Origin of the sequence: Mycobacterium sp. PSTR-4-N (assembly GCF_022348085.1) — a bacterium.
In the GTDB taxonomy this organism is placed as follows: Bacteria; Actinomycetota; Actinomycetes; order Mycobacteriales; family Mycobacteriaceae; genus Mycobacterium.
Window position 1 is genome coordinate 11,726 of sequence record NZ_JAKRFN010000022.1, and the last position, 23,036, is coordinate 34,761.

Genomic DNA, 23,036 nt, shown 5'->3' on the forward strand with positions numbered 1-23,036 from the left:
ACGGGTATCTCTCGTTTTCGCGATCGGTGCACCACACTGCGACAATCACGGGCGTGACTGCACGCCCCGACTTCCGCAACGTCGCCATTGTGGCCCACGTCGACCACGGCAAGACCACCCTGGTCGACGCGATGCTGCGTCAATCCGGGGCGCTGACCCACCGCGGTGACGACGCGATCGAACGGCTGATGGACTCCGGTGACCTGGAGAAGGAAAAGGGCATCACCATCCTGGCCAAGAACACCGCGGTGCACCGGCACCACGCCGACGGCGGCATGACCGTCATCAACGTGATCGACACCCCCGGCCACGCCGACTTCGGTGGTGAGGTGGAACGCGGCCTGTCGATGGTCGACGGCGTGGTGCTGCTCGTCGACGCATCCGAGGGTCCGCTGCCGCAGACCCGGTTCGTGTTGCGCAAGGCCCTTGCCGCGCATCTGCCCGTGATCCTGGTGGTCAACAAGACCGACCGGCCCGACGCCCGCATCGCCGAGGTCGTCGAGGAGAGCCACGACCTGCTGCTCGACGTCGCCTCCGACCTCGACGAGGACGCGCAGGCCGCCGCCGAGAAGGCGCTCGACCTGCCCACGCTGTACGCCTCGGGGCGCGCCGGCATCGCCAGCACCACCGCACCCGCCAGCGGCGAGAACCCCGACGGGGAGAACCTCGACCCGCTGTTCGACGTCCTGCTCGAGCACATCCCGCCGCCGCAGGGCGACCCGGAAGCTCCCCTGCAGGCACTCGTCACCAACCTCGACGCGTCGGCGTTCCTGGGCCGGCTCGCGCTGATCCGGATCTACAAGGGCCGGATCAAGAAGGGCCAGCAGGTGGCGTGGATGCGCGAGGTCGACGGCCACCCCGTGATCACGAACGCCAAGATCACCGAGCTGCTGGTCACCGTCGGCGTCGAGCGCACCGCGACCGACGAGGCCGTCGCCGGCGACATCGTCGCCGTCGCCGGCATTCCGGAGATCATGATCGGCGACACGCTCGCCGACCCCGACCACGCGCACGCACTGCCCCGCATCAGCGTCGACGAGCCCGCCATCTCGGTGACGATCGGCACCAACACCTCGCCGATCGCGGGCAAGGTGTCGGGGCACAAGCTGACCGCGCGCATGGTCAAGAACCGGCTGGACTCCGAGCTCGTCGGCAACGTCTCCATCAAGGTCGTCGACATCGGCCGCCCGGACGCCTGGGAGGTCCAGGGCCGTGGTGAGCTCGCGCTCGCCGTGCTGGTCGAGCAGATGCGCCGGGAGGGCTTCGAGCTGACCGTCGGCAAGCCGCAGGTGGTCACCCGCATGGTGGACGGCAAGCTGCACGAGCCGTTCGAGGCCATGACGATCGACTGCCCCGAGGAGTTCGTCGGTGCCATCACCCAGCTGATGGCCGCCCGCAAGGGCCGCATGGAGGAGATGACCAACCACGCCGCCGGATGGGTGCGGATGGACTTCATCGTGCCCAGCCGCGGCCTGATCGGGTTCCGCACCGACTTCCTGACGCTGACCCGCGGTACCGGCATCGCCAATGCCGTGTTCGACGGCTACCGGCCCTGGGCCGGGGAGATCCGCGCCCGCCACACCGGTTCGCTGGTGTCCGACCGGTCCGGCCAGATCACCCCGTTCGCGATGATCCAGCTCGCCGACCGCGGGCAGTTCTTCGTCGAGCCCGGGCAGGAGACCTACGAGGGCCAGGTCGTCGGCATCAACCCGCGCGCCGAAGACCTCGACATCAACATCACCCGGGAGAAGAAGCTCACCAACATGCGGTCGTCGACGGCCGACGTGATGGAGACGCTGGCCCGCCCGCTGGAGCTCGACCTGGAGAAGGCGATGGAGTTCTGCGCCGAGGACGAGTGCGTGGAGGTGACCCCGGAGATCGTGCGGGTGCGCAAGGTGGAGCTGACCGGCTCGCTGAGGGCGCGTGCCAAGGCGCGGGCCAAGCAGCAGGCCAACCAGCAGGCCGGGGTCTAGGGGACGCCCGTCGCTACCCTGTACAGCGTGCCGACCGCCCGCCGAGTTCTCTGCTGCGCGGTCGCGGTGATGGTGGCCGCCTCGGGGTGCACGGTGAGCCCGCCGCCGGCGCCGCAGAGCACCGACACCACGAAGGCCACGGCCCCGCCGCCGACGAAGGCGACGCAGATCATCATGGCGATCGATTCGATCGGTCCCGGCTTCAACGCCCACCTGGTCTCCGACCAGTCCCCGGTCAACGCCGCGATCAGCTCGCTGGTGCTGCCGAGCGCGTTCCGGCCGATCCCCGACTCCCGCACCCCGACCGGATCCCGCTGGGAAATGGATCCGACGCTGTTGGAGTCCGCCGAGGTGACGAGCCAGGACCCGTTCACCGTCACCTACAAGATCCGCCCCGAGGCGCAGTGGACGGACAACGCGCCGATCGGCGCCGACGACTTCTGGTACCTGTGGCGGCAGATGGTCAGCGAGCCGGGCACCGTCGATCCGGCGGGCTACGACCTCATCACCGGGGTGCAGTCGGTCGAAGGCGGCAAGACCGCGGTGGTCACGTTTTCCCAGCCCTATCCGGCGTGGCGCGAGCTGTTCCACAACCTGCTGCCCGCGCACATCGTCAAGGACGTGCCGGGCGGGTTCTCGGCGGGGCTCGCACAGGCGCTGCCGGTGACGGGCGGGCAGTTCCGCGTGGAGAGCATCGACCCGCAGCGCGACGAGATCCTGCTGGCGCGCAACGACCGCTACTGGGGCACACCGGCCGTCCCGGACCTCATCCTGTTCCGCCGGGGCGGGGCGCCGGCCGCGCTGGCGGATTCGATCCGCAACGGCGACACCCAGGTGGCGCAGGTGCACGGCGGGTCCGCGGTGTTCGCACAGCTCTCGGCCATCCCCGACGTGCGAACCGCCCGCATCGTCACGCCGCGGGTGATGCAGCTGACGCTGCGGGCGCAACGGCCCGCCCTCAGCGACGCCCAGGTGCGCAAGGCCGTCCTCGGCCTGCTCGACGTCGACCTGCTGGCCGCCGTCGGAGCCGGTGACGACAACACCGTGACACTGGCGCAGGCGCAGGTCCGTTCGCCGTCGGACCCGGGCTACACGCCCACGGCTCCGCCGGCGATGACGCGGGACGAGGCGATGGACCTTCTCGAAGCGGCCGGGTACCAGATCGAGGCCCCGACCCCCACCTCCACTCCGACGCCCACCCCCCGCCCGTCGCCGTCCGTGACACCGGAGAACGACCGTGGCCAGTTGGTCAAGGACGGTGAGCCGCTCACCTTGGTGTTGGGCGTGGCGGCCAACGACCCGACGTCGGTCGCGGTCGCCAACACCGCCGCAGACCAGCTGCGCAGCGTCGGCATCGCGGCGTCGGTGTCGGCACTCGACCCGGTCACGCTCTACGGAGAGGCGCTGACGGACAACACGGTCGACGCCGTCGTCGGTTGGCACCAGGCCGGGGGCGATCTCGCGACCGCACTGGCGTCGCGGTTCGGATGTCCGGCCCTGGAGGCGACGGCCATCCCGACCACGGCGCCGAGCACCCCGACCACACCCGCTACGCCCACGCCGACCACGACCGCCCCCGCGCCGTCGCCCAGGACCACGACGACGGCCACCTCCCGGCCCGCGCCGCCGGCGACCATCGCGACGTCCACGCCCGTACCCGCGCCGGAGACCGGCGAGCTCGTGCAGGCGCCGAGCAACATCACCGGCATCTGCGATCGGGCGATCCAGCCCCGGATCGATGCCGCGCTGCAGGGCACCGCCGACGTGGGCGACGTGATCGACGACGTCGAGCCGCGCCTGTGGGACATGGCCACCGTGCTGCCGATCCTGCAGGACACGACGATCGTCGCCGCCGGCCCCAGCGTCGGCGGCGTCAGCCTGACCGGTGCTGTGCCGGTCGGGATCGTCGGCGACGCCGGCCGGTGGGTCAAGCTGCCCCAGTAGCCGGGAGGTCGCTAGGAGGCAGTCGTGCGGCGCAACCGCGACAGGCCGTAGGCGGTGAACGCCGCCAACGCGAACACGGCGAGCAGCCACACCGGCGGGCGCGCCAGCTCCCACACGAACAGTGCGGCGAACAGCGGCGAGCGTTGAGTGATCGCCAGTACCCCGGCCGCACACGTCAGCGACACCGCGGGCACGTCGAGAGCGACACCGGTCACCGCGTCGAGGCCCAGCGCCACCACCGAACCGGCCGCCGCACCCGTCGCCAAAGCGGGGGTCAGCAGACCGCCGACGGCCCCGGCGCGCAGAAACGCGGCCGACAGAAGAGGTTTGAGCACCAAGATCGCCGCCGCGGCGCCGAGGGTGAGACCGCTGCCGACGCTGACCTCGAGCACGCTGCGACCGTTGCCGGGCAGCTCCGGCAGCCAGATCGAGCACACCCCCGTGAGCAGCCCCGCAGCGGCGATCGCCGGGATGAGGGCCGGGGACGCCGCCACCGGTCGGGAGGCGGTGATGCGGGTGAACGCCACTCCGACGACGAGCGCGAGCGGTGCCAATGCCACGGCGAGCACGGCGAACAGCGGCGAGAGGTCGGCGGCAGGCCAGGTCAGCGGATGCTCCAGGTGCGTCACCGGGGCTGCGACGGCGACCGCCAGGCTGGAGGTGATCAGCGCCGTGCCCAGCGCGCGAGGGTGCCAGGTGCCCAACAGGATTCGCGTCGCGAACAGCGCACCGCCCAGCGGCACGCTGTACACCGCGCCCAGGCCGGCGCCGGCCGCGCAGGCGAGCAGGATGCGACGGTCGGCGGCGGTGAGTGCCCACCGCGACGTGCCGAGATCGCCCCATGCCACGGCGAGTTGGCGGGGTGCGCCTTCGCGACCCAGCGAGGCACCCGATCCGACGAGCAGCACCTGCAGGGCGGCGTCACCGGTGAGCGCGAGCCGCCGCACTGGTTGCTCGCCGGCCAGAACCGCGGACAGCGTGGGCACGGAACCGCGGCGCCGCAGCAGCCACCATCCGGCCCCGGCCAGCGCACCGCCGACCATCGGACCGAGCGCGCGGCGCCAGGGGCCGCTGTCCTCGACACCGGTGAGCAGCGTGCCGAAGCTGTAGCGGTAGGTGAGGTGCTCGACGGCGTGCAGCAGCAGCGTCGTCGCGGCCCCGGCGACGCCGGCGAGAAGACCGATCACGACGATCGCGCAGCCGAACTCCAACCTGCGGCGGGACACCAGGCGAATGTAAGCCACACCTGGAGTCGATGAGCGGCAGGCAAGCGGGCAAGCTGGGCGCATGGAGACGCCGCGCCTGCTGTTCGTCCACGCCCACCCCGACGACGAGACCCTCACCACCGGCGGCACGATCGCGCACTACTGCGCCCGCGGCGCGCAGGTGCAGGTGCTGACGTGCACGCTGGGCGAGGAGGGTGAGGTGATCGGGGAGCAGTGGGCGCAGCTGGCCGTCGACGCGGCCGATCAGCTGGGTGGTTACCGGATCGGCGAACTGACCGCCGCGCTCGCCGCGCTCGGGGTCGACCGGCCCCGCTATCTCGGCGGCGCCGGCCGGTGGCGGGATTCCGGGATGGCGGGCACGCCCGCCCGGCACCGGCAACGGTTCGTCGACGGTGACCTCGACGAGCAGACCGCCGCACTCGCGGCGGTGATCGACGACCTTCGCCCGCACGTCGTCGTCACCTACGACCCGCAGGGCGGTTACGGCCACCCCGACCACATCCATGCCCATCGCATCGCGACGGCCGGCGTCGCCGCAGCACAGTGGCAGGTGCCGAAGTTCTACTGGAACGTCATGTCGCAGAACGCACTTCGCGACGGCCTCGCCGGGCTCTCGGGGCTCCCGGCGCACTGGATCACCCTCGAGCCCGAGGAGCTGCCGCTCATCGGATTCGCCGACGACACGATCGACGCCGCCCTCGACATCAGTGCCCACCTGCCCGCCAAGGTTGCCGCGTTGCGCGCGCACGCGACCCAGGTGCAGGTGGCCCCGGACGGGGCGGCGATGGCGCTGTCCAACGACATCGCCCTGCCGGTGCCGGCGGTGGAACACTACGTGCTGGTCTCCGGTGAGGCGGGGGAGCGCGATGAGCGGGGATGGGAGACGGATCTGCTCGCCGGGTTGAGCCTCGGGTGAGCCGAGGGTGAGGTGGGGCCGGACGGGGTACGCTGCCCTGGTCTGCCCGACGCGCGGAAGGGAAGCCCATGGATCCGGATCTCGATCCCAACCTGCAGCACTGGCAGGATCGCCTCGACAACTTCCAGTGGGTCGTGGGCTCCCTGGTTTCCGTGCTCGACAGCATCCCGACCTGAGTTCTCCCGCACCGCCGGCCTCCGACCGGCTGCGCTTTTTCGTGCTCGCCGTCCTGTCGTTCGACGGCGTGCTCTCGGCGTTGATGGCCGTCTTCTTCCTTCCGCTGCGGCTAGGCGGTGTGCCCGTCCCGATCAGTGCCGTCGTCAGTGGGGCGATCAACGTGGCGCTGGTGTGGGTCGCCCTGCAGTGGACAACGTCGACACGGCTGGCGGCCGCGCCGCTGTGGGCGTGGCTCGCGACCGTGCTGCTGTGCACTTTCGGTGGTCCGGGCGACGACATCGTCTTCGGCGGAGTCGGGCTGATGGAGTACGCGTCGATCCTGCTCATCGCCGTCGGCGCGCTGCCCGCGGGCTGGCTGCTGACCCGGCGACGGGCGGCGGCGGAACGCAGCGGGGCGCGCCCCGTCCCGAACCGCCGTTGACTACTGTGGCCGGTATGCCAGGCGCTGTTGTTTCAGAATGTGAGACGCGCGGATGATCCGCGTCGACGCCGGGGTTATGGGGAAGTGGCTCTGAATTCCCAGCGCGGCACCGATCTGCCCACTCCCAGCCTGCCCCCTGCGTCCGTACCGCCCTCGGCGGCGGCGATGCGACGAGTGTTGCGACGCGCGCGCGACGGAGTGGCGCTGAACGTGGAGGAAGCCGCGGTCGCGATGACGGCCCGTGGCGACGATCTCGCCGACCTGTGTGCCAGCGCGGCGCGGGTGCGCGACGCCGGCCTGGAGGCCGCGGGCAGGCGGGGCGCGCAGGGCCGGCTGCCGGTGTCGTACTCGCGCAAGGTGTTCATCCCCGTGACGCACCTGTGCCGTGACACCTGCCATTACTGCACGTTCGTCACGGTGCCGGGCCGGCTGCGCGCGCAGGGCAAGGGCATGTTCATGGAGCCCGACGAGATCCTCGAGGTGGCCCGCCAGGGTGCCGAGATGGGATGCAAGGAAGCCCTTTTCACGCTGGGGGATCGGCCGGAGGCGCGCTGGGACGAGGCGCGGCAGTGGCTCGACGAACGCGGTTACGACTCGACCCTGGACTACGTGCGGGCCATGGCCATCCGGGTGCTGGAGGAGACCGGCCTGCTGCCCCACCTCAATCCCGGGGTGATGAGCTGGTCGGAGCTCTCCCGGCTCAAGCCGGTGGCGCCGTCGATGGGGATGATGCTCGAGACGACGTCGCGACGGTTGTTCGAGACGAAGGGGCTGGCCCACTACGGCAGCCCCGACAAGGACCCGGCGGTGCGGTTGCGCACGCTCGACGATGCGGGCCGGTTGTCGATCCCGTTCACCACCGGGCTGCTGGTCGGCATCGGGGAGACGCTGACCGAGCGGGCGGAGACGATCCACGCGATCCGCCGCTCACACCGGGAGTTCGGGCACGTGCAGGAAGTGATCGTGCAGAACTTCCGCGCCAAGGACCACACCGCGATGGCGGCGACGCCGGATGCGGGGATCGACGACTTCCTGGCCACGATCGCGGTGACGCGTCTGGTGATGGGTCCGAAGATGCGCATCCAGGCGCCACCGAATCTGGTGTCGCGGGCCGAGTGCCTGTCGTTGATCGGGGCCGGGGTCGACGACTGGGGTGGTGTCTCCCCGCTGACCCCCGATCACGTGAACCCCGAACGGCCCTGGCCTGCACTCGACGAGTTGGCCGCGGTCACCGCCGACGCCGGCTACGACCTGGTGCAGCGGTTGACCGCGCAGCCGCAGTACGTCACCGCCGGTGCGGCGTGGATCGATCCACGCGTGGGCGGGCATGTCGCCGCGCTGGCCGACCCCGACACGGGCTACGCACGCGACGTGAACCCGGTCGGGCGGCCCTGGCAGGAGCCCGACGAAGCCGCCGAATCACTGGGCCGGGTCGACCTGCACGCTGCCATCGACAGCGAGGGCCGTCGCACCGAGACCCGCAGCGATCTGGGGTCGGCGTTCGGCGACTGGGACGCGATCCGCGCCAAGGTGTCGGAGTTGGCCGCCCGCGCGCCCGAACGCATCGACACCGATGTGCTGGCCGCGCTGCGCTCGGCCGAGGCGGACCCGGCGGGCTGCTCGGACGACGAGTACCTGGCGCTGGCCACGGCCGACGGCCCGGCTCTGGAGGCGGTCACCGCATTCGCCGACGCGCTGCGCCGTGACGTCGTCGGTGACGACGTCACGTTCGTCGTGAACCGGAACATCAACTTCACCAACATCTGCTACACCGGCTGCCGGTTCTGCGCGTTCGCCCAGCGCAAGGGCGATGCCGATGCGTTCTCGCTGTCGACGGCCGAGGTGGCCGACCGGGCGTGGGAAGCGCATGTGGCGGGCGCGACCGAGGTGTGCATGCAGGGTGGCATCGACCCCGAGCTGCCGGTCACCGGATATGCCGACCTGGTCCGGGCGGTCAAGGCGCGGGTGCCGTCGATGCATGTGCACGCGTTCTCACCGATGGAGATCGCCAACGGCGTGACGCGGGCGGGCACCTCGATTCGGGACTGGCTGACCGCGCTGCGCGAGGCCGGCCTCGACACGATCCCGGGCACGGCGGCCGAGATCCTCGACGACGAGGTGCGCTGGGTGCTGACCAAGGGCAAGCTGCCGACCCCGATGTGGATCGAGGTCATCACCACCGCCCACGAGGTCGGGCTGCGGTCGTCCTCGACGATGATGTACGGCCACGTCGAGCAGCCACGGCACTGGGTGGGGCATCTCAACGTGCTGCGCGAGATCCAGGACAGCACCGGCGGTTTCACCGAGTTCGTGCCGCTGCCGTTCGTGCACCAGTCCTCGCCGCTGTATCTGGCGGGCGGCTCGCGGCCGGGTCCCACGCACCGGGACAATCGGGCGGTGCACGCGTTGGCGCGGATCATGTTGCACGGCAGGATCTCCAACATCCAGACCTCGTGGGTGAAGCTCGGGGTCGAGCGCACCCAGGTGATGCTCAGCGGCGGGGCCAACGACCTCGGCGGCACGCTGATGGAGGAAACGATCTCGCGGATGGCGGGCTCGGAGAACGGCAGCGCCAAGACCGTCGCCGAACTCGTCGCGATCGCCGCCGGCATCGGGCGTCCCGCCCGGCAACGCTCGACGGACTACACCCCGCTGGCGGCCTAGCTCTTCTCCGCGAGCGCTGGGGGCACCTCCCGCTTGCGGGGGAGCGTCTGCACGTCGACACGCCGCGACAGGCGGGCACTGTGCGCGCGCTCGATCGTGGGGACCGCGCACGTCCTCCCGCGCGTCACAGCCCGAGCTGGTATCACCTTCACTGTGAAGCTGCGACGGGCTCTGGTCGACGGACACATCGCGGTGCAAACGCTCGCTGCCGACGGCAGCTGGCAGGCCGCGCCTGACAGCGATGCGCTCGGTGGCCGGGTTTTCGACCGCGAGTGGGAACTCTCGATGGCCCGTCACCACCACCGGCTCTCGGGCCACCTGCTGCCCGTCCAGCCCGCGTCGTTTCGCGACTTCATGCTCTACGAGCGGCACGCCATCGATGCAGCGCGCGGTCTGGTGCGGCGTTTCCATCCGGGCCAATCGCGCGCCGCCGGGATGGTGGAGAGACTGACGCGCCGCCCGTTCCCCGCGTTCAAGCCCAAGCCGCTGTTCTACCGTCAGCCGATCTACTACATGTCCAATCATCTGACGTTCGTGCCCAGCGGCACACCGATCGATGTTCCGTCCTATTCGCGTGCATTGGATTTCGAGTTGGAAGTCGGGTTCGTCCTGCGCGCACCGCTGTTCAATGCCGACCCTGCCGAAGCGGTCGAGGCCATCGGCGCGTTCGTGGTCGTCAACGATTTCAGCGCCCGCGACGTACAGCGGGGGGAGATGGCGACCGGACTGGGCCCGCAGAAGGCCAAGCACTTCACCTCGTCGATGTCGGTGCTCGCGGTGAGTGCCGATGAGATCCTGCCTCACATCGGCGATCTGACCGGATCGGTGACCATCAACGGCGCGACCGTGGGGACAGTGTTCAGCAGGGGGATGCAATGGACGCTCGGCGAGATGCTCGCCCACGCATCTCGGGACGAAAGACTGTTTCCCGGAGAGCTGTTCGCCATGGGAACCTTGCCAGGTGGTTCCGGCATGGAGATGGGCCACTGGTTGCGACCCGGTGACCAGCTGACGTTGAGCATCGACCAGATCGGTGAGATAAGCCATCCGATCGTGACCACCTGACGACTCTCGATGACCACGGTTTTCGGATTTTCCGCGCATGGCGTTCGCTTCCTAGGTGGCCCGCATCGGTCATGTCGGCACCGAAGCCACGTGGGGCCTCGTCGGCGAATGACCCGTTGTGTCCGACATCACGGGCCCCCGCCGTTCGGTTCTCGCGTTCGCCGCCGTCTCAAGGACAGCAACGGAAAATCGAAGGAGTGATCATGGGAGAGCTGTCCGACAAGGCTCAGGAGATGGCCGGCCGCGCACAGGAAGCGATCGGTGACGCCACCGGCAACGACGATCTGCGCGCAGACGGCGCGGCCGACCGGGTCGAGGCCGAAGCGAAGCAGAAGGTCGACGAGGTCAAGCACAAGGCCGAGGACGTCACGCAGGCGGCCAACGAAAAGGCCTCGCAGGTCGTCGATTCCGTCCAGGACAAGGCCGGTGAGGTGAAGAACGCCGTTGCCGAGAACGCGCCGCAGACGTCGGGCGTCGTGCTCGCGGCAGCCGTCGGTGCCGTCGTCGTCGCGGTGCTGCTGCTGCGCCGCCGGAGCACCGCATCGGGTAAGCGTCACAAGGGCCGGAAGGTCGCCACGAAGGCGGTTTCGGCCGGGCTCAAGGAAGCCATCACCCGATGATGAAGCGGGCCGCATCGCCGCAGGGCGATGCGGCCCGTGAACGTCAGGCCTGCTTCAGTGCTTCGATCTCCAGCGTGATCGTGACCTTGTCGCCCACCACGGCGCCGCCCGTCTCCAGCGGCATGTCGATGTCGATGCCGAAGTCCTTGCGGTTCAGTACGACTGACGCCTCGAAGCCGGCCACCTCGCCGTGTCCCATGCCGGGGTTCACCCCGTTGAACTCGAGCTCCAGTGAGATCGCCTTGGTGACGCCCTTGAGGGTGAAGTCTCCCTCGAGCACGTAATGATCGCCGGCTTCACGCACCGAGGTGGAGGCGAAGGTGGCGACGGGGTGGTTCTCGACGTCGAAGAAGTCGGCGGCCTTCAGGTGCGCGTCCCGTTGCTCGTTGCGGGTGTCGATCGAGTCGACCGCGATCTCGGCCTGCACGGACGGCGTGCCGTCCTCGGCGACGGTGATGGTCCCGCTGAACGTGTCGAATCCGCCGCGGACCTTGCTCACCACGAGGTGGCGTACGGAGAAGTTGACCGAGGAGTGGACGGGGTCGATCGCCCAGGTGCCGGTCGGCAGGGCAGTGGCAACAGAACTGGTCATGAGGATTCCTTCCGGACGTGTGTCGGACGATCCGACGCTGGCACCGGCTGAAACGGACCGCGGTCCGAATCCATTCCCGACACTCCCGATCGTCTTCCCCCGAGGTGCGACGCGCGTGGTATCTGCGACGTTTAGTATCAGTAACCACGCGGAACCCCTACCGGGGATTCGCGGAGTTAGGGCACACTGACACGCGCGGCCATCCAGCGGCAGGGATACTTGCTGAGCCGGTCGCGCCGACCAGCGCGCCTACCGGGAACAGCCCACCGGACAGGTAGTTCGAGAGGACTTAGGAGAAGTTCGTGACGTACACGATTGCCGAGCCCTGCGTCGACGTCAAAGACAAGGCATGCATCGAGGAATGCCCGGTCGACTGCATCTACGAGGGCGCCCGGATGCTGTACATCCACCCCGATGAGTGCGTCGACTGCGGCGCCTGCGAGCCGGTGTGCCCGGTCGAGGCCATCTACTACGAAGACGATGTGCCGGACCAGTGGGCCAGCTACACGCAGATCAACGCCGACTTCTTCAGCGAGCTGGGCTCGCCCGGCGGCGCATCGAAGGTCGGCCAGACCGACAACGATCCGCAGGCGGTCAAGGACCTGCCCCCGCAGGGTGAGGACTGACCGCATCGACGGGACACGGTCCCGTGCCTGACTTCGCCGCCCGTCGCCGGTCGGCGTCGCTCCCCGTCTTCCCGTGGGACACCCTGGCCGACGTCACCGCCGCCGCACGGGCCCATCCGGACGGCATCGTCGACCTGTCGGTGGGCACCCCCGTCGACCCGGTCGCGCCGCTGATCCGAGACGCACTCGCGGCAGCCGGCGCGGCGCCCGGCTATCCGACCACCGCCGGCACCCCCGCGCTGCGGAACGCGGCGGTCGCCGCGCTCGGCAGGCGGTACGGCGTCACCGGGCTCACGCCGTCGGCGGTACTCCCGGTGATCGGTACGAAAGAGGTGATCGCCTGGTTGCCGACCCTGCTCGGCCTCGGCGCCGCCGACACCGTCGTCGTCCCCGAGTTGGCCTATCCCACCTACGAGGTGGGCGCGCTACTCGCCGGTTCGGCCGTCGTGCGCGCCGACTCGCTGACCCAGCTGGGACCCGCGGTACCTGCACTGGTGTTCCTCAACTCACCGAGCAACCCGACGGGCAAGGTGCTGGGAGTCGAGCATCTGCGCAAGGTCGTCGGCTGGGCACGCGAGCGCGGAGTGCTGATCGCCTCCGACGAGTGCTATCTGGGGTTGGCCTGGGACGCCGAACCGCTGTCGGTGCTGCATCCCGATGTCTGCGACGGTGACCACACCGGGCTCCTGGCCATGCACTCCTTGTCGAAGACGTCGTCGCTGGCGAGCTACCGCGCCGGCTTCGTCGCCGGCGACGCCGCAGTGGTCGCCGAACTGCTCGCGGTGCGTAAACACGCCGGCATGATGGTCCCGACGCCGGTGCAATCCGCGATGGTGGCCGCGCTGGACGACGACGCACACGAGCAAGAGCAGCGGGCGCGGTATCAGCGCCGGCGGGACCTGCTGCTGCCGGCGTTGCGTGCGGCCGGATTCACGGTCGACCACTCGGAGGCCGGCCTCTACCTGTGGGCCACCCGCGACGAGCCGGGCCGCGAGACACTCGCCTGGCTCGCCGAGCGGGGCATCCTTGTGGCTCCCGGCGAGTTCTACGGACCGCGCGGTGCCCGGCACGTGCGCGTGGCGCTGACCGCGACCGACGAGCGGATCGCCGCCGCGGTGGCCCGGCTGGCCTGAGTTCTCTTGCGCGAGCAGACGCGAACTCGAGCGCGACACGCCGCAAACAGCTCGAGACTGTGTCTGGTCGCGCTCAGTTGGTGCGGTCTGCCCAGCCCGGCGGAAGGTCCCCGGGCGCGACCGCGATGACCGTCTCGTCGTCGGCCCCCACGTACTCGAACAGCGTGATCGTCGCGAACTCCGGAACCACGTAGATCGGATACGTCGGGCCCTGATCGCGGTAGGCCGCCATCTGGTCGAGATGGTCGTTCTGGAAACACACCGTACGTTCGCCGTGCTGTTCGACCCATTGCGGGAAGAAAATGACGCCGTGCAGTCGGCGCTTGCCGGGGATCACGTTGACGGCCACCGATGTGCCCGTCGGCTCGGTCCACGAGATCTTGTAGTGGTCGTCGTCGAGCGCCACGAGATCGACCTGCTGGTCTTTCACCCAGCGGCCGCCGACCATCCCGGAATGGATGCGGTAGTCGATCGTGTGGTCGTTCTTCACGTACATCTCGTAGCGCCAGCCGTTGGCGTAGGTGTAGATGAAGCGGTGTCCGACGATCCCGGTCAGATCCTGCACCGGGGTCGTGTCGTCGATCGTCGTCATGAGCTCTCCTCGCCAGAGTGCGGACCGCCTCCCCATTGCCCCGACATGAGGGTCGCGAAACTCCGCGAGCAGACGCGACCTCGAGCTCGACACGCCCCGAAGAGCTCGAGTTCGTGTCTGCTCGCGGGAGAGAAGGTGCGGTCAGAGCAACGTGAGTTCCGCCGGCGCGACGGATGCGAGCGCCGCGCGACAGGCGCGGATCGCGGGTGTGCGGCTCAGCGCGGTCCTGGTCGCGGTGAACACGGTGCGGCGGCGTGCGTCGACGTCGACGACCCGGACGTCGGGGCGGCGCCGCACCCGCATCAAGTCCGGCAGGATCGCCACCGCGTTGCCGCTTTCGATGAGGGCGATCTGCGCTTCCAGGTCGTCGGTCTCGAAACGGACGTCGGGCTCGAAACCTGCTCGGCGGCACAGCTGTTCGGCCCAGTGCCGAGAGGCGGTGCCGACGGGCTCCATGGTCCAGGGCAGCAGCGCGGCGTCGGTCACGGTTCGCACCTGATCCCACGGCTCGCCGCTCGCGGGCACGGCGAGGCGCAGCAGATCAGAGGTCAGCGGTTCGCGGTCGAGGTCGGGGTACACGCGGGCGGCGTGGCCCGGGTACTCCTCGGCGATCACCAGGTCGAACTCCCGCATCCACGTCTCGTAGAGCGCCTGTTCCGGTTCTCGCTGCGACATCGTCACGCGCAGCCTGGGGTGATGCGTCGCCAGTGCGGTGAGCATCTGCGGCATGAACGCCGATGCGGCGGACTGGAACACCGCGATTCGCACCGTTCCCGATGCCTCGGTGCTGCGGGCCGCGACGTCGCTGGCGGCCAGTTCGAGCCGGTCCAGGATGACCGCGGTGTGCTCGACGAGGACTTCGGCGGCCGGAGTGAGTCGCACGCGGCGTCCGACCTTCTCGAGCAGCGGCACCCCGACGTCGTGCTCGAGTCGGGCCAGAGCCTGCGACACCGACGACGGACTCTGGTGCAGCGCCTCCGCCACGCCGGCGATGGTGCCGCGCACGCTGAGTTCGCGCAGTAGGCGCAACCGGCGGGTGTCCAGCAGGTCGGGGCGACGAACCATCACGTCTACTTACGCATTTCCTTCACAAAACATCGCTTTATTTTAGGGTTCTTGGCCGCGGATCATGGAAGACATGACACTGATCGACCGCGATGTTGACGTGCTCACCGACGTCGAGACCCTGGTCCGCGAGTGGCTCGACGACGCCGCGGGCCGACGGGACACCGCAGCCGCTCGCCGGCTGGCCGACGTTCTTCGCGATCCGGCCGGACTCGACTTCACCGTCGGATTCGTCGACCGCGTGATCCGTCCCGACGACCACCGCGTCGCTGCCGCCAACCTGCGCGAGCTCGCCCGCACCGCGCCCGGGTTCCTGCCGTGGCACCTGCGCCGCCTGATCTCGCTGGGCGCGACCCTGTCGCTGGTGATTCCCGGTCTGGTCATTCCGATCGCGCGAAAGGCCCTGCGCAGCATGGTCGGACATCTTTTGGTCGACGCCACCGACCGGCGCCTCGGCCCGTCCATCGCCCGCATCCGCAAGCGCGGGGTGGGGCTCAACATCAACCTGCTGGGCGAGGCCGTGCTGGGGCGCGGGGAAGCGCAACGGCGCCTCGACGGAACTGAACGCCTGCTCGCGCGCCCGGACGTCGATTACGTCTCGATCAAGGTCTCGGCGACCGTGCCTCCGCATTCGCCATGGGCGTTCGACGAGGCGGTCGACCATGTCGAGCGCAGCCTCCTGCCGCTGTTCACGCTCGCGGCCACCTCGCCGACCAAGAAGTTCATCAACCTCGACATGGAGGAGTACCGCGACCTGGAGATGACGATCGCGGTGTTCACCCGGCTGTTGGATCGCCCCGAATTGGTCCATCTGGAGGCCGGCATCGTGCTGCAGGCGTACCTGCCGGATGCGCTCTCCGCCATGATGCGCCTGCAGGAGTGGGCGTCTGCTCGCAGAGGGCGCGGCGGCGCCGGCATCAAGGTGCGCTTGGTCAAGGGCGCCAACCTGCCGATGGAGCACGTGGAAGCCGATCTGCACGGGTGGCCGGTGGCGACGTGGCCGACGAAGCAGGACACCGACACCAACTACAAGCGCGTGCTCGACTACGCGTTGCACCCCGACCGCACGGCGAATGTGCGCATCGGGGTGGCCGGACACAACCTGTTCGACATCGCGTACGCGTGGGTGCTGGCCGGTCGCCGCGGTGTGCGCGACCGCGTCGACTTCGAAATGCTGCTGGGTATGGCCGAGGCCCAGGCCGAAGCCGTGCGCCGCACCGTCGGAGGCCTGCTGCTGTATGTGCCCGTGGTGCACCCGAAAGACTTCGACGCGGCGATCGCCTATCTGGTGCGACGGCTCGAAGAGGGTGCGAGCCAGGACAACTTCATGTCCGCGGTGTTCGACCTGCACGACGAACAGTCCCTCTACGAGCGGGAGAGAGACCGCTTCGTCGCATCGCTGGCCGCGCTGGACACCCATGTGCCGCAGCCGAATCGCCGCCAGGACCGGCGCACCGACGAACCCGCCGATTCGATGCGGCCGGTGTTCGCCAACGTCGCCGACTCCGATCCGTCGCTGCCAGGCAACCGGGCGTGGGGCCGGGCCATCACCGAGCGCATCGCCCGGTCGCAGGTGGGGCTCGCGTTGGTGGAGGAGCACACCGTCACGCGTGCGGATCGCCTGGAGAGCATCATCGCCGCCGGCGTCGCCGCGGGGGACTCGTGGTCGGCCCAGTCGGGCGCGCAGCGTGCGGCGATCCTGCGCCGCGCCGCCGGCGCCCTGGAAGCCGCCCGCGCGGAACTGCTCGAGGTGATGGCGGCCGAGACCGGCAAGACCCTCGACCAGGGCGATCCGGAGGTCTCCGAGGCCATCGACTTCGCGAACTACTATGCCCACCTCGCCGAGAACCTCGACGACGTCGACGGTGCCGTCGCTGTCCCGGTGGGGCTGACCGTCGTGACGCCGCCATGGAACTTCCCGGTCGCGATCCCGGCGGGTTCGACATTGGCGGCACTGGCGGCGGGGAGTGCGGTCATCATCAAGCCGGCCACGCAGGCCCGCCGGTGCGGCTCGGTGATGGTCCAGGCGCTGTGGGATGCCGGCGTACCGCGCGACGTGCTCCAGCTCGTCCACGTCGACGAAGGTGACCTCGGCTCGCAGCTGATCTCCGATCCGAGGGTCGGGCGCCTGATCCTCACCGGGGCGTTCGACACGGCGGCGCTGTTCCGCAGGCTGCGGCCGGACCTGCCGTTGCTCGCCGAGACCAGCGGCAAGAACGCCATGGTGATCACCCCGCACGCCGACATCGACCTGGCTGTCAAGGATCTGGTCGCTTCGGCGTTCGGGCATGCCGGCCAGAAGTGTTCGGCGGCCTCGCTGGCGATCCTGGTCGGTTCGGCCGCGCACTCCGCACGCCTGCGCAATCAGCTCATGGACGCGGTGACCTCGCTGACGGTCGGCTATCCGTCGGACCCGACCGCACAGATGGGGCCGGTGATCGAGCCCGCTGACGGAAAGCTGTTGCGGGCCTTGACCACGCTGGGGCCGGGGGAGCAGTGGCTGGTCGAACCGCGCCGGCTGGACGACACCGGTCGGCTGTGGTCGCCCGGCGTGAAGACGGGTGTCCGCCGGGGCTCCGAGTATCACCTGACCGAATACTTCGGACCCGTACTGGGTCTCATGGAAGCCGCCGACCTGGACGAGGCGATCGCGATCCAGAACGAGGTGGATTACGGCCTGACCGCCGGGTTGCACTCCCTGGACCGAGCCGAGATCGAACGCTGGATCGACGCCGTGGAGGCCGGGAACGCCTACGTGAACCGATCGACGGTCGGCGCGATCGTGCGGCGCCAACCCTTCGGCGGGTGGAAGAAGTCGGCGGTGGGTGCCGGTACGAAGGCCGGCGGCCCGAACTACCTCGTCGGTCTCACCGACTGGCGCAGCACACCGGCGACCCGCGGTGCCTCCCTGACGCCCGTGATAGCCGACTTCCTCAGTGCGGCAGCTGAACTCGAAGTTAACGCGGAGTTCCTGCAGAGGTCCCTGACCTCCGACGCACTCGCGTGGGAGCAGGAATTCGGGGTGACCCGCGACGTGACGGGTCTCGCGGCGGAGAAGAACGTCCTGCGCTATCGGCCCGTGCCCGTCACGGTGCGCGCCGAAGGTGATTCGACCGTCGCGCTGCTGCGGGTCGTCGCCGCGGGGGTGCTGGCGCGCAGCCACGTCACCGTCTCGACTCCCGTGCCCCTGGAGTCGGCGACCGCCGCGCTGCTGCACGCCCATGGCGTGGCCTGTCGTGTCGAGGACACCAACGCGTGGCGAAAGACCCTGCGTGACAACACTCCTGAACGTGTCCGTCTCCTCGGGGGTTCGCGTGAGGCGTTCGCTGAGGCCAGTGACGGCAGGGCCGACATAGCGCTGTATGCACAACCGGTGGTCGAGGCGGGGCGGATCGAGATGCTCACCTTCCTGCGCGAACAAGCGGTGTCGGTCACCGCGCACCGGTTCGGCTCGCCCACGGCACTCGTCGAGGGTCTCTTCGACTAGCGCTCAGGCGGGATAGGCGGCAACCGGCATGATGACGGTGCCCCTGCAGACACCTTCGAGGATCTCGGTGCGCCAGCTGCCGTACATCGAGCCGTCCAACGTCGGTGCGTAGAACACCAGCGAGCGGGCGGGCACGGATTCGCGGGGGACGTCGTCGCCGCGGTAGCACTCCCACTGCCAGTTGTAGTTGAACACCCACTGTTTGCCGTCCCAGGTGTAGCGGCTCGGCTGGGGGACCGTCGGATTGCTGGGGGCCGGACCGTCGGTCGCCGTCGCCACGCACGTCCCCGCGCACGACGTGGTGAACGTGTACTGGGCCCGGAAGTCGGGCTCGGGCTGGCGGGCGGCGATACTGGTGCCCAGCTTGTTCGACGCGAACGTGATCACGGTGTAGCGCCCCGACCAGTCGGGCAGGACTGCCGTCGCCGTGGCGGTCGGATGGACGCACGCGGCCGCGACGAGCATTGCTGACGCGCACGCGCTCCGTCTGGCAGACATGGTCCTCGCCGTAGTTCCGATCACACAGTGGGTTGCGAACACACAGTGTTCTTCCAGTTATCTGTGCACGGTATCTCCGCTGACCGACACCCATCCCCGCCGACACGGGCACGGTTGCGTCACGGGTTGATCTCGCACGCGCCCGCACCTCACTGAGACGTCAATGGCCGGCCAGCAGCATCAACGTCCACGCGGCCATCGACTGCGCGTCGGTGATGACGCCGTCGCGCATCATCTGCTCGATCTCCGCGCGCTCGAACCACGCGCTGCGCATGTCCTGTTCCTCGTGCTCACGGTCGTGCGCACCCTCGGTGATGTCGGTGGCGAGGAACACCCGGCCGCGCTGGCTGCTCATTCCCGGCGCGACGTCGAGCAGGCCCAGCTCGGTCAGTGTCGCGGCGGTCAGTCCGGTCTCCTCTCGCAGCTCGCGCGCGGCAAGGGCGGCCGGTTCGAGGTGCGCGCGGTCCGGGGCGGTGCCTTGGGGAAACTCCCAGCGCCGCAACCCCAGTGGATAGCGGAACTGTTCGACGAGGTGGAACCGGTGCCCGTCTCGCGGGATCACCAGCGCGTAGGTGGGCTTGTCGACGACGGCGTAGATGCCGTGGCTGCCGTCGGGGCGCTGGATGTCGTCCTCGCGGATGGTCAGCCAGTTGTTCTGATAGATCTGGCGGGACGCGAGCGCCCGGATCGAATCCATCGCCCCAGTATCGCCGGAGCGCGCCCAGGCCGGCCGGGTAGCCTCAGTGCGTGCTGCTGGCCTCTCTCAACCCCGCGGCGGTGGCCGCCGGCGCCGACATCGACGACGCGGTCCGGATCGACGGCGTGACGCTGAGCCGCAGCGACCTGGTCGGCGCGGCCACGTCGGTGGCCGAGCGGGTCGCCGGCGCCGCCACGGTCGCCGTGCTGGCCCGGCCGACCGCCGCCACCGTGCTGGCCGTCGTCGGCGCGCTGATCGCCGGAGTGCCCGTCGTTCCCGTACCCGCCGACGTGGGTGCCGCCGAGCGCCGCCACATCCTCACCGACTCAGGGGCGCTGGCCTGGTTGGGCGAGCTCCCTGAGGACACCGGGGGGCTGCCGCACATTCCGGTGCGGCTGCACGCGCGGTCCTGGCACCGCTACGCCGAGCCCGCCCAGGACGCGACGGCGCTGATCATCTACACCTCCGGCACCACCGGCCCGCCCAAAGGCGTGGTGCTGAGCCGCCGCGCGATCGCGGCCGACATCGACATGCTCGCCGCCGCCTGGCAGTGGACCGCCGAGGACACGCTGGTGCACGGCCTGCCGCTGTACCACGTCCACGGTCTGGTGTTGGGACTGCTGGGTTCGTTGCGCATCGGCAATCGCTTCGTCCACACCGGCAAGCCGTCGCCGCAGAACTATGCGCAGGCCGTATCCGAGGGTGGCTCGCTGGTGTTCGGGGTGCCCACGGTATGGTCGCGCATCGTCGACGACGGCGATGCCGCTCGGGCCATGGCGCCGGCGCGGCTGCTGGTGTCGGGAAGCGCGCCGCTGCCGGTGCCGGTGTTCGACGGGTTGGCCGGGCTCAGCGGCCACCAGCCGGTCGAGCGTTACGGCAGTACCGAGTCACTGATCACGTTGAGCACGTTGGCATCCGGTGAACGCAGGCCCGGCTGGGTGGGCTTGCCGCTCGAGGGGGTGGCGACGAGGCTGCTCGCCGAGGACGGCACGGTCGCGCCGCACGACGGCGAGACGATCGGCGCCCTGCACCTGCAGAGTCCCACGCTGTTCGACGGTTATCTGAACCGGCCCGACGCCACCGCCGCCGTGCTCAGCGCTGACGGCTGGTATCACACCGGTGACGTCGCGGTGATCGATGCGGGCGGTATGCACCGCATCGTCGGGCGCGAATCGGTCGACCTGATCAAGAGCGGTGGCTTCCGCATCGGTGCCGGCGAGATCGAGACGGTGTTGCTGGCGCACGCCGGGGTGAACGAGGTCGCGGTCGTCGGGGCTCCGGACGCCGACCTAGGACAGCGGATCGTCGCGTTCGTTGTCGGTGACGCGGCGCCTGACGAGCTGATCGAGTATGTCGCACAGGAACTCTCGGTACACAAGCGACCGCGGGAGGTGCGCATCGTCGAGGCGCTGCCCCGCAACGGCATGGGCAAGGTGCAGAAAAAGCTCCTGCTCCAGGAGTTCTGATGCTCCCGCGAGCGCGCGGGTCTGTACGCAACACGCCGCGCCCCTCTGGCAGAACGCGCGCGCTCGCGGCGATCGGCAGCGCGCTCACTGTCGCAGCCTGCGGTCACGCCACCCAGGCGATGCCAGCCCCGCCGCAGGTGATGCTCGTCCAGACCAGCATCGTGCTGCCCCCGCCGCCCGAGCCCGCCGCGCCGGCACCGCCCGTCGAACCGCTCTCGATCGGATCCGCGGCCGTCGACACCACCGGCGGCTGGCTGCCCGACGGCACCACGCTGTCCCCGTTCGACTCCGCCAATCCGATCCTTTCGCAGATGAATCCGGCGTTGCTGCAGGCTGTGCAGAACGCCGCCCGGGCTGCCCAACCGGCGGGTGTCGATGTCCGGATCACCTCGGGGTGGCGCTCGAAAGGCTTCCAACAGCGGTTGTTCGACGACGCCGTGCGCAACTACGGCAGCGTGGCGGCCGCCGCGCAATTCGTGGCCACGCCGGAGGTGTCCAAACACGTCCTGGGCGAAGCCGTCGACATCGGTCCGACGGCCGCCGACGAGTGGATGATGGCCAACGGCAAGCAGTTCGGGCTCTGTCAGATCTACGCGAACGAGATCTGGCACTACGAACTGGCGGTCGACGCTGCGGGCAACTGTCCGCCACTACGACCCCACGCCGCGGGCTGAGCCTAGGGCTGGGCCGGAAAGGCCCTGCGCGACAACGCAGCAATGGCCGTCCCGCCGAAGATCAGTGCGCCCGCGACCCAGGGCAGCACACCCAGCCCCTGCCTGTCGAGCAGCATCGCCCCGAGCGCTGATCCGCCCGCGATCCCGACGTTGGCCGTGGCGTTGACCCACGCCCCGGCGCGTTCCGGGGACACCGCGTGCGTGCGCACCGCGCAGGCCTGATACACCGACGGCACCCCGCCGAACGCGGCGCACCACAGCGCCGTCGCGCACAGCACCGCGACCTGCGCGGGCCAACCCAGGCCCAGCAGTGCCACGGCCGCCACGGTGGCCAGCAGCAGGATCAGCGTGGTGCGGCGAGGATTGCGATCGAGGCCCTTGCCGGCGTACCAGAGGCCGAGCAGGCCGCACGCACCGCAGCCGAGCAGGATCGGGCCGATGAACGCCGGACCGACGCCGCTGGACAGCAGCAGCAGGCTGATGAAGGTGTAGGCGCTGAAGTGACCGATGAAGACGACGAGGTTGGACGCGGAGACCGCGACGAGCATGCCCCGCCGTCCGCGCTCGGGCCTGCTGGTCGGTCGGCTGTTGGCCACCGGGGGGAGGACGGCGCCGACGAGCACGAACGTCGCGACCGACGCCACCGCCAGCGTGATGAACGCGGCGCGCCATCCGGCCGCGGCCCCGAGCGAGGTCAGCAGCGGCACACCCAGCACCAGGCCCGCGGACACCCCGCTGCCGGCGATCGCCAATGCCCGGCCCACGTGCGCGCGAGACACCAACCGCGGCGAGTAGCCGATGAGCAACGCGAAGAACAGTGCGTGGGTGAGTCCGCCGATCGCGCGTCCGGCGGCGACGACGGCGAAGGTGGGCGCGAGCGCGACCACGGTGTTGCTCAGCACGTAGCCGGCCACTGTGGCCATCAGCAGCGGTTTACGGGCGAAGCGCGAGGTGGCGATCGTCAGCGGTACGGCGCATATGGCCACCATCACGGCATAGAGTCCGACGAGCAGCCCTGTGGTCGAGTCGGAGACACCGAACGCCGCGCCCAGATCGGGCAGCAGCCCCACGGGCAGCATTTCCGTGGTGACCGCCAGCGCCGATGCCAGCGCCAGCGAGAGCAGGGCGGGCAGGGCGTCACGCACACCGCGCGTCGTCGCCTGGTCGGCTGTCAGAGTCACGTGTCCCTAATATACTCAG

The 23,036-nt window shown here is 69.8% G+C and carries 19 protein-coding genes; 12 read left to right on the forward strand and 7 right to left on the reverse strand.

Annotated features, from left to right (window positions below):
• The first annotated feature begins 53 nt into the window (after positions 1–53).
• Both typA and MHN84_RS23475 read left to right on the forward strand, forming a co-directional pair.
• Positions 54–1,973 carry a translational GTPase TypA gene (typA, locus tag MHN84_RS23470; RefSeq protein ID WP_241206921.1) on the forward strand — a complete coding sequence of 640 codons (1,920 nt, stop codon included), beginning with the start codon at positions 54–56 and terminating at the stop codon, positions 1,971–1,973.
• A gap of 69 nt (positions 1,974–2,042) precedes the next feature.
• Positions 2,043–3,917, forward strand: a complete 1,875-nt coding sequence (locus MHN84_RS23475) for an ABC transporter family substrate-binding protein (protein WP_241207000.1) — start codon at positions 2,043–2,045, stop codon at positions 3,915–3,917.
• 11 nt (positions 3,918–3,928) lie between these two features.
• On the opposite strand, the gene MHN84_RS23480 is transcribed toward MHN84_RS23475, so the two are convergent.
• The gene (locus MHN84_RS23480) at positions 3,929–5,143 is read right to left on the reverse strand and encodes a chloride channel protein (RefSeq protein ID WP_241207001.1); all 1,215 of its coding nucleotides are present in this window, start codon (positions 5,141–5,143) and stop codon (positions 3,929–3,931) included.
• Positions 5,144–5,204: 61 nt separating this feature from the next.
• Here MHN84_RS23480 and mshB point away from each other — a divergent pair, with 61 nt between their 5' ends.
• The 5 genes from mshB to MHN84_RS23505 all read left to right on the forward strand — a co-directional run bounded on the left by mshB (position 5,205) and on the right by MHN84_RS23505 (position 11,006).
• Positions 5,205–6,059, forward strand: coding sequence for an N-acetyl-1-D-myo-inositol-2-amino-2-deoxy-alpha-D-glucopyranoside deacetylase (gene mshB, locus MHN84_RS23485; RefSeq protein ID WP_241206922.1), 855 nt, complete (start codon positions 5,205–5,207; stop codon positions 6,057–6,059).
• Positions 6,060–6,276: 217 nt separating this feature from the next.
• A complete protein-coding gene (locus tag MHN84_RS23490) occupies positions 6,277–6,657 on the forward strand; it encodes a hypothetical protein (protein ID WP_241206923.1) in 381 nt (126 codons plus the stop codon).
• A gap of 84 nt (positions 6,658–6,741) precedes the next feature.
• A complete protein-coding gene (locus MHN84_RS23495; protein WP_241206924.1) occupies positions 6,742–9,321 on the forward strand; it encodes a bifunctional FO biosynthesis protein CofGH in 2,580 nt (859 codons plus the stop codon).
• 153 nt (positions 9,322–9,474) lie between these two features.
• Complete coding sequence (locus MHN84_RS23500) at positions 9,475–10,386, forward strand: fumarylacetoacetate hydrolase family protein (RefSeq protein WP_241206925.1); 912 nt, start codon at positions 9,475–9,477, stop codon at positions 10,384–10,386.
• A gap of 203 nt (positions 10,387–10,589) precedes the next feature.
• Positions 10,590–11,006, forward strand: a complete 417-nt coding sequence (locus tag MHN84_RS23505; protein WP_241206926.1) for a CsbD family protein — start codon at positions 10,590–10,592, stop codon at positions 11,004–11,006.
• A gap of 43 nt (positions 11,007–11,049) precedes the next feature.
• Here the strand turns inward: MHN84_RS23505 and MHN84_RS23510 are convergent, their stop codons facing one another.
• Positions 11,050–11,598, reverse strand: a complete 549-nt coding sequence (locus MHN84_RS23510) for a YceI family protein (protein ID WP_241206927.1) — start codon at positions 11,596–11,598, stop codon at positions 11,050–11,052.
• A gap of 302 nt (positions 11,599–11,900) precedes the next feature.
• On the opposite strand from MHN84_RS23510, the gene fdxA reads away from it, so the two are divergent.
• Together fdxA and dapC are read left to right on the forward strand one after the other, a co-directional pair.
• A complete protein-coding gene (gene fdxA / locus MHN84_RS23515) occupies positions 11,901–12,224 on the forward strand; it encodes a ferredoxin (protein ID WP_241206928.1) in 324 nt (107 codons plus the stop codon).
• A 23-nt stretch (positions 12,225–12,247) separates the two neighbouring features.
• Positions 12,248–13,357 (forward strand): succinyldiaminopimelate transaminase, encoded by a 1,110-nt coding sequence (gene dapC / locus MHN84_RS23520; protein ID WP_241206929.1) that lies wholly within the window; start codon positions 12,248–12,250, stop codon positions 13,355–13,357.
• A 73-nt stretch (positions 13,358–13,430) separates the two neighbouring features.
• Here dapC and MHN84_RS23525 read toward each other — a convergent pair whose 3' ends face one another.
• Together MHN84_RS23525 and MHN84_RS23530 are read right to left on the reverse strand one after the other, a co-directional pair.
• On the reverse strand, positions 13,431–13,949 hold the full coding sequence (locus tag MHN84_RS23525; RefSeq protein ID WP_241206930.1) for a phenolic acid decarboxylase: 519 nt from the start codon (positions 13,947–13,949) through the stop codon (positions 13,431–13,433).
• Positions 13,950–14,090: 141 nt separating this feature from the next.
• Positions 14,091–15,014 (reverse strand): LysR family transcriptional regulator, encoded by a 924-nt coding sequence (locus MHN84_RS23530; protein WP_241206931.1) that lies wholly within the window; start codon positions 15,012–15,014, stop codon positions 14,091–14,093.
• Positions 15,015–15,087: 73 nt separating this feature from the next.
• Here MHN84_RS23530 and MHN84_RS23535 point away from each other — a divergent pair, with 73 nt between their 5' ends.
• The gene (locus MHN84_RS23535) at positions 15,088–18,501 is read left to right on the forward strand and encodes a bifunctional proline dehydrogenase/L-glutamate gamma-semialdehyde dehydrogenase (RefSeq protein WP_241206932.1); all 3,414 of its coding nucleotides are present in this window, start codon (positions 15,088–15,090) and stop codon (positions 18,499–18,501) included.
• A gap of 3 nt (positions 18,502–18,504) precedes the next feature.
• On the opposite strand, the gene MHN84_RS23540 is transcribed toward MHN84_RS23535, so the two are convergent.
• Together MHN84_RS23540 and MHN84_RS23545 are read right to left on the reverse strand one after the other, a co-directional pair.
• Positions 18,505–18,999, reverse strand: a complete 495-nt coding sequence (locus MHN84_RS23540) for a hypothetical protein (protein WP_241206933.1) — start codon at positions 18,997–18,999, stop codon at positions 18,505–18,507.
• 160 nt (positions 19,000–19,159) lie between these two features.
• Positions 19,160–19,696, reverse strand: coding sequence for an NUDIX hydrolase (locus tag MHN84_RS23545; RefSeq protein WP_241206934.1), 537 nt, complete (start codon positions 19,694–19,696; stop codon positions 19,160–19,162).
• Positions 19,697–19,746: 50 nt separating this feature from the next.
• On the opposite strand from MHN84_RS23545, the gene MHN84_RS23550 reads away from it, so the two are divergent.
• On the forward strand, positions 19,747–21,162 hold the full coding sequence (locus tag MHN84_RS23550; protein ID WP_241206935.1) for an acyl-CoA synthetase: 1,416 nt from the start codon (positions 19,747–19,749) through the stop codon (positions 21,160–21,162).
• The gene (locus tag MHN84_RS23555; RefSeq protein ID WP_241206936.1) at positions 21,162–21,836 is read left to right on the forward strand and encodes a M15 family metallopeptidase; all 675 of its coding nucleotides are present in this window, start codon (positions 21,162–21,164) and stop codon (positions 21,834–21,836) included. The genes MHN84_RS23550 and MHN84_RS23555 overlap by 1 nt, the downstream gene beginning before the upstream one ends.
• Positions 21,837–21,838: 2 nt before the next feature.
• On the opposite strand, the gene MHN84_RS23560 is transcribed toward MHN84_RS23555, so the two are convergent.
• Positions 21,839–23,017 (reverse strand): MFS transporter, encoded by a 1,179-nt coding sequence (locus MHN84_RS23560; RefSeq protein ID WP_241206937.1) that lies wholly within the window; start codon positions 23,015–23,017, stop codon positions 21,839–21,841.
• Between the last annotated feature and the right edge of the window lie 19 nt (positions 23,018–23,036).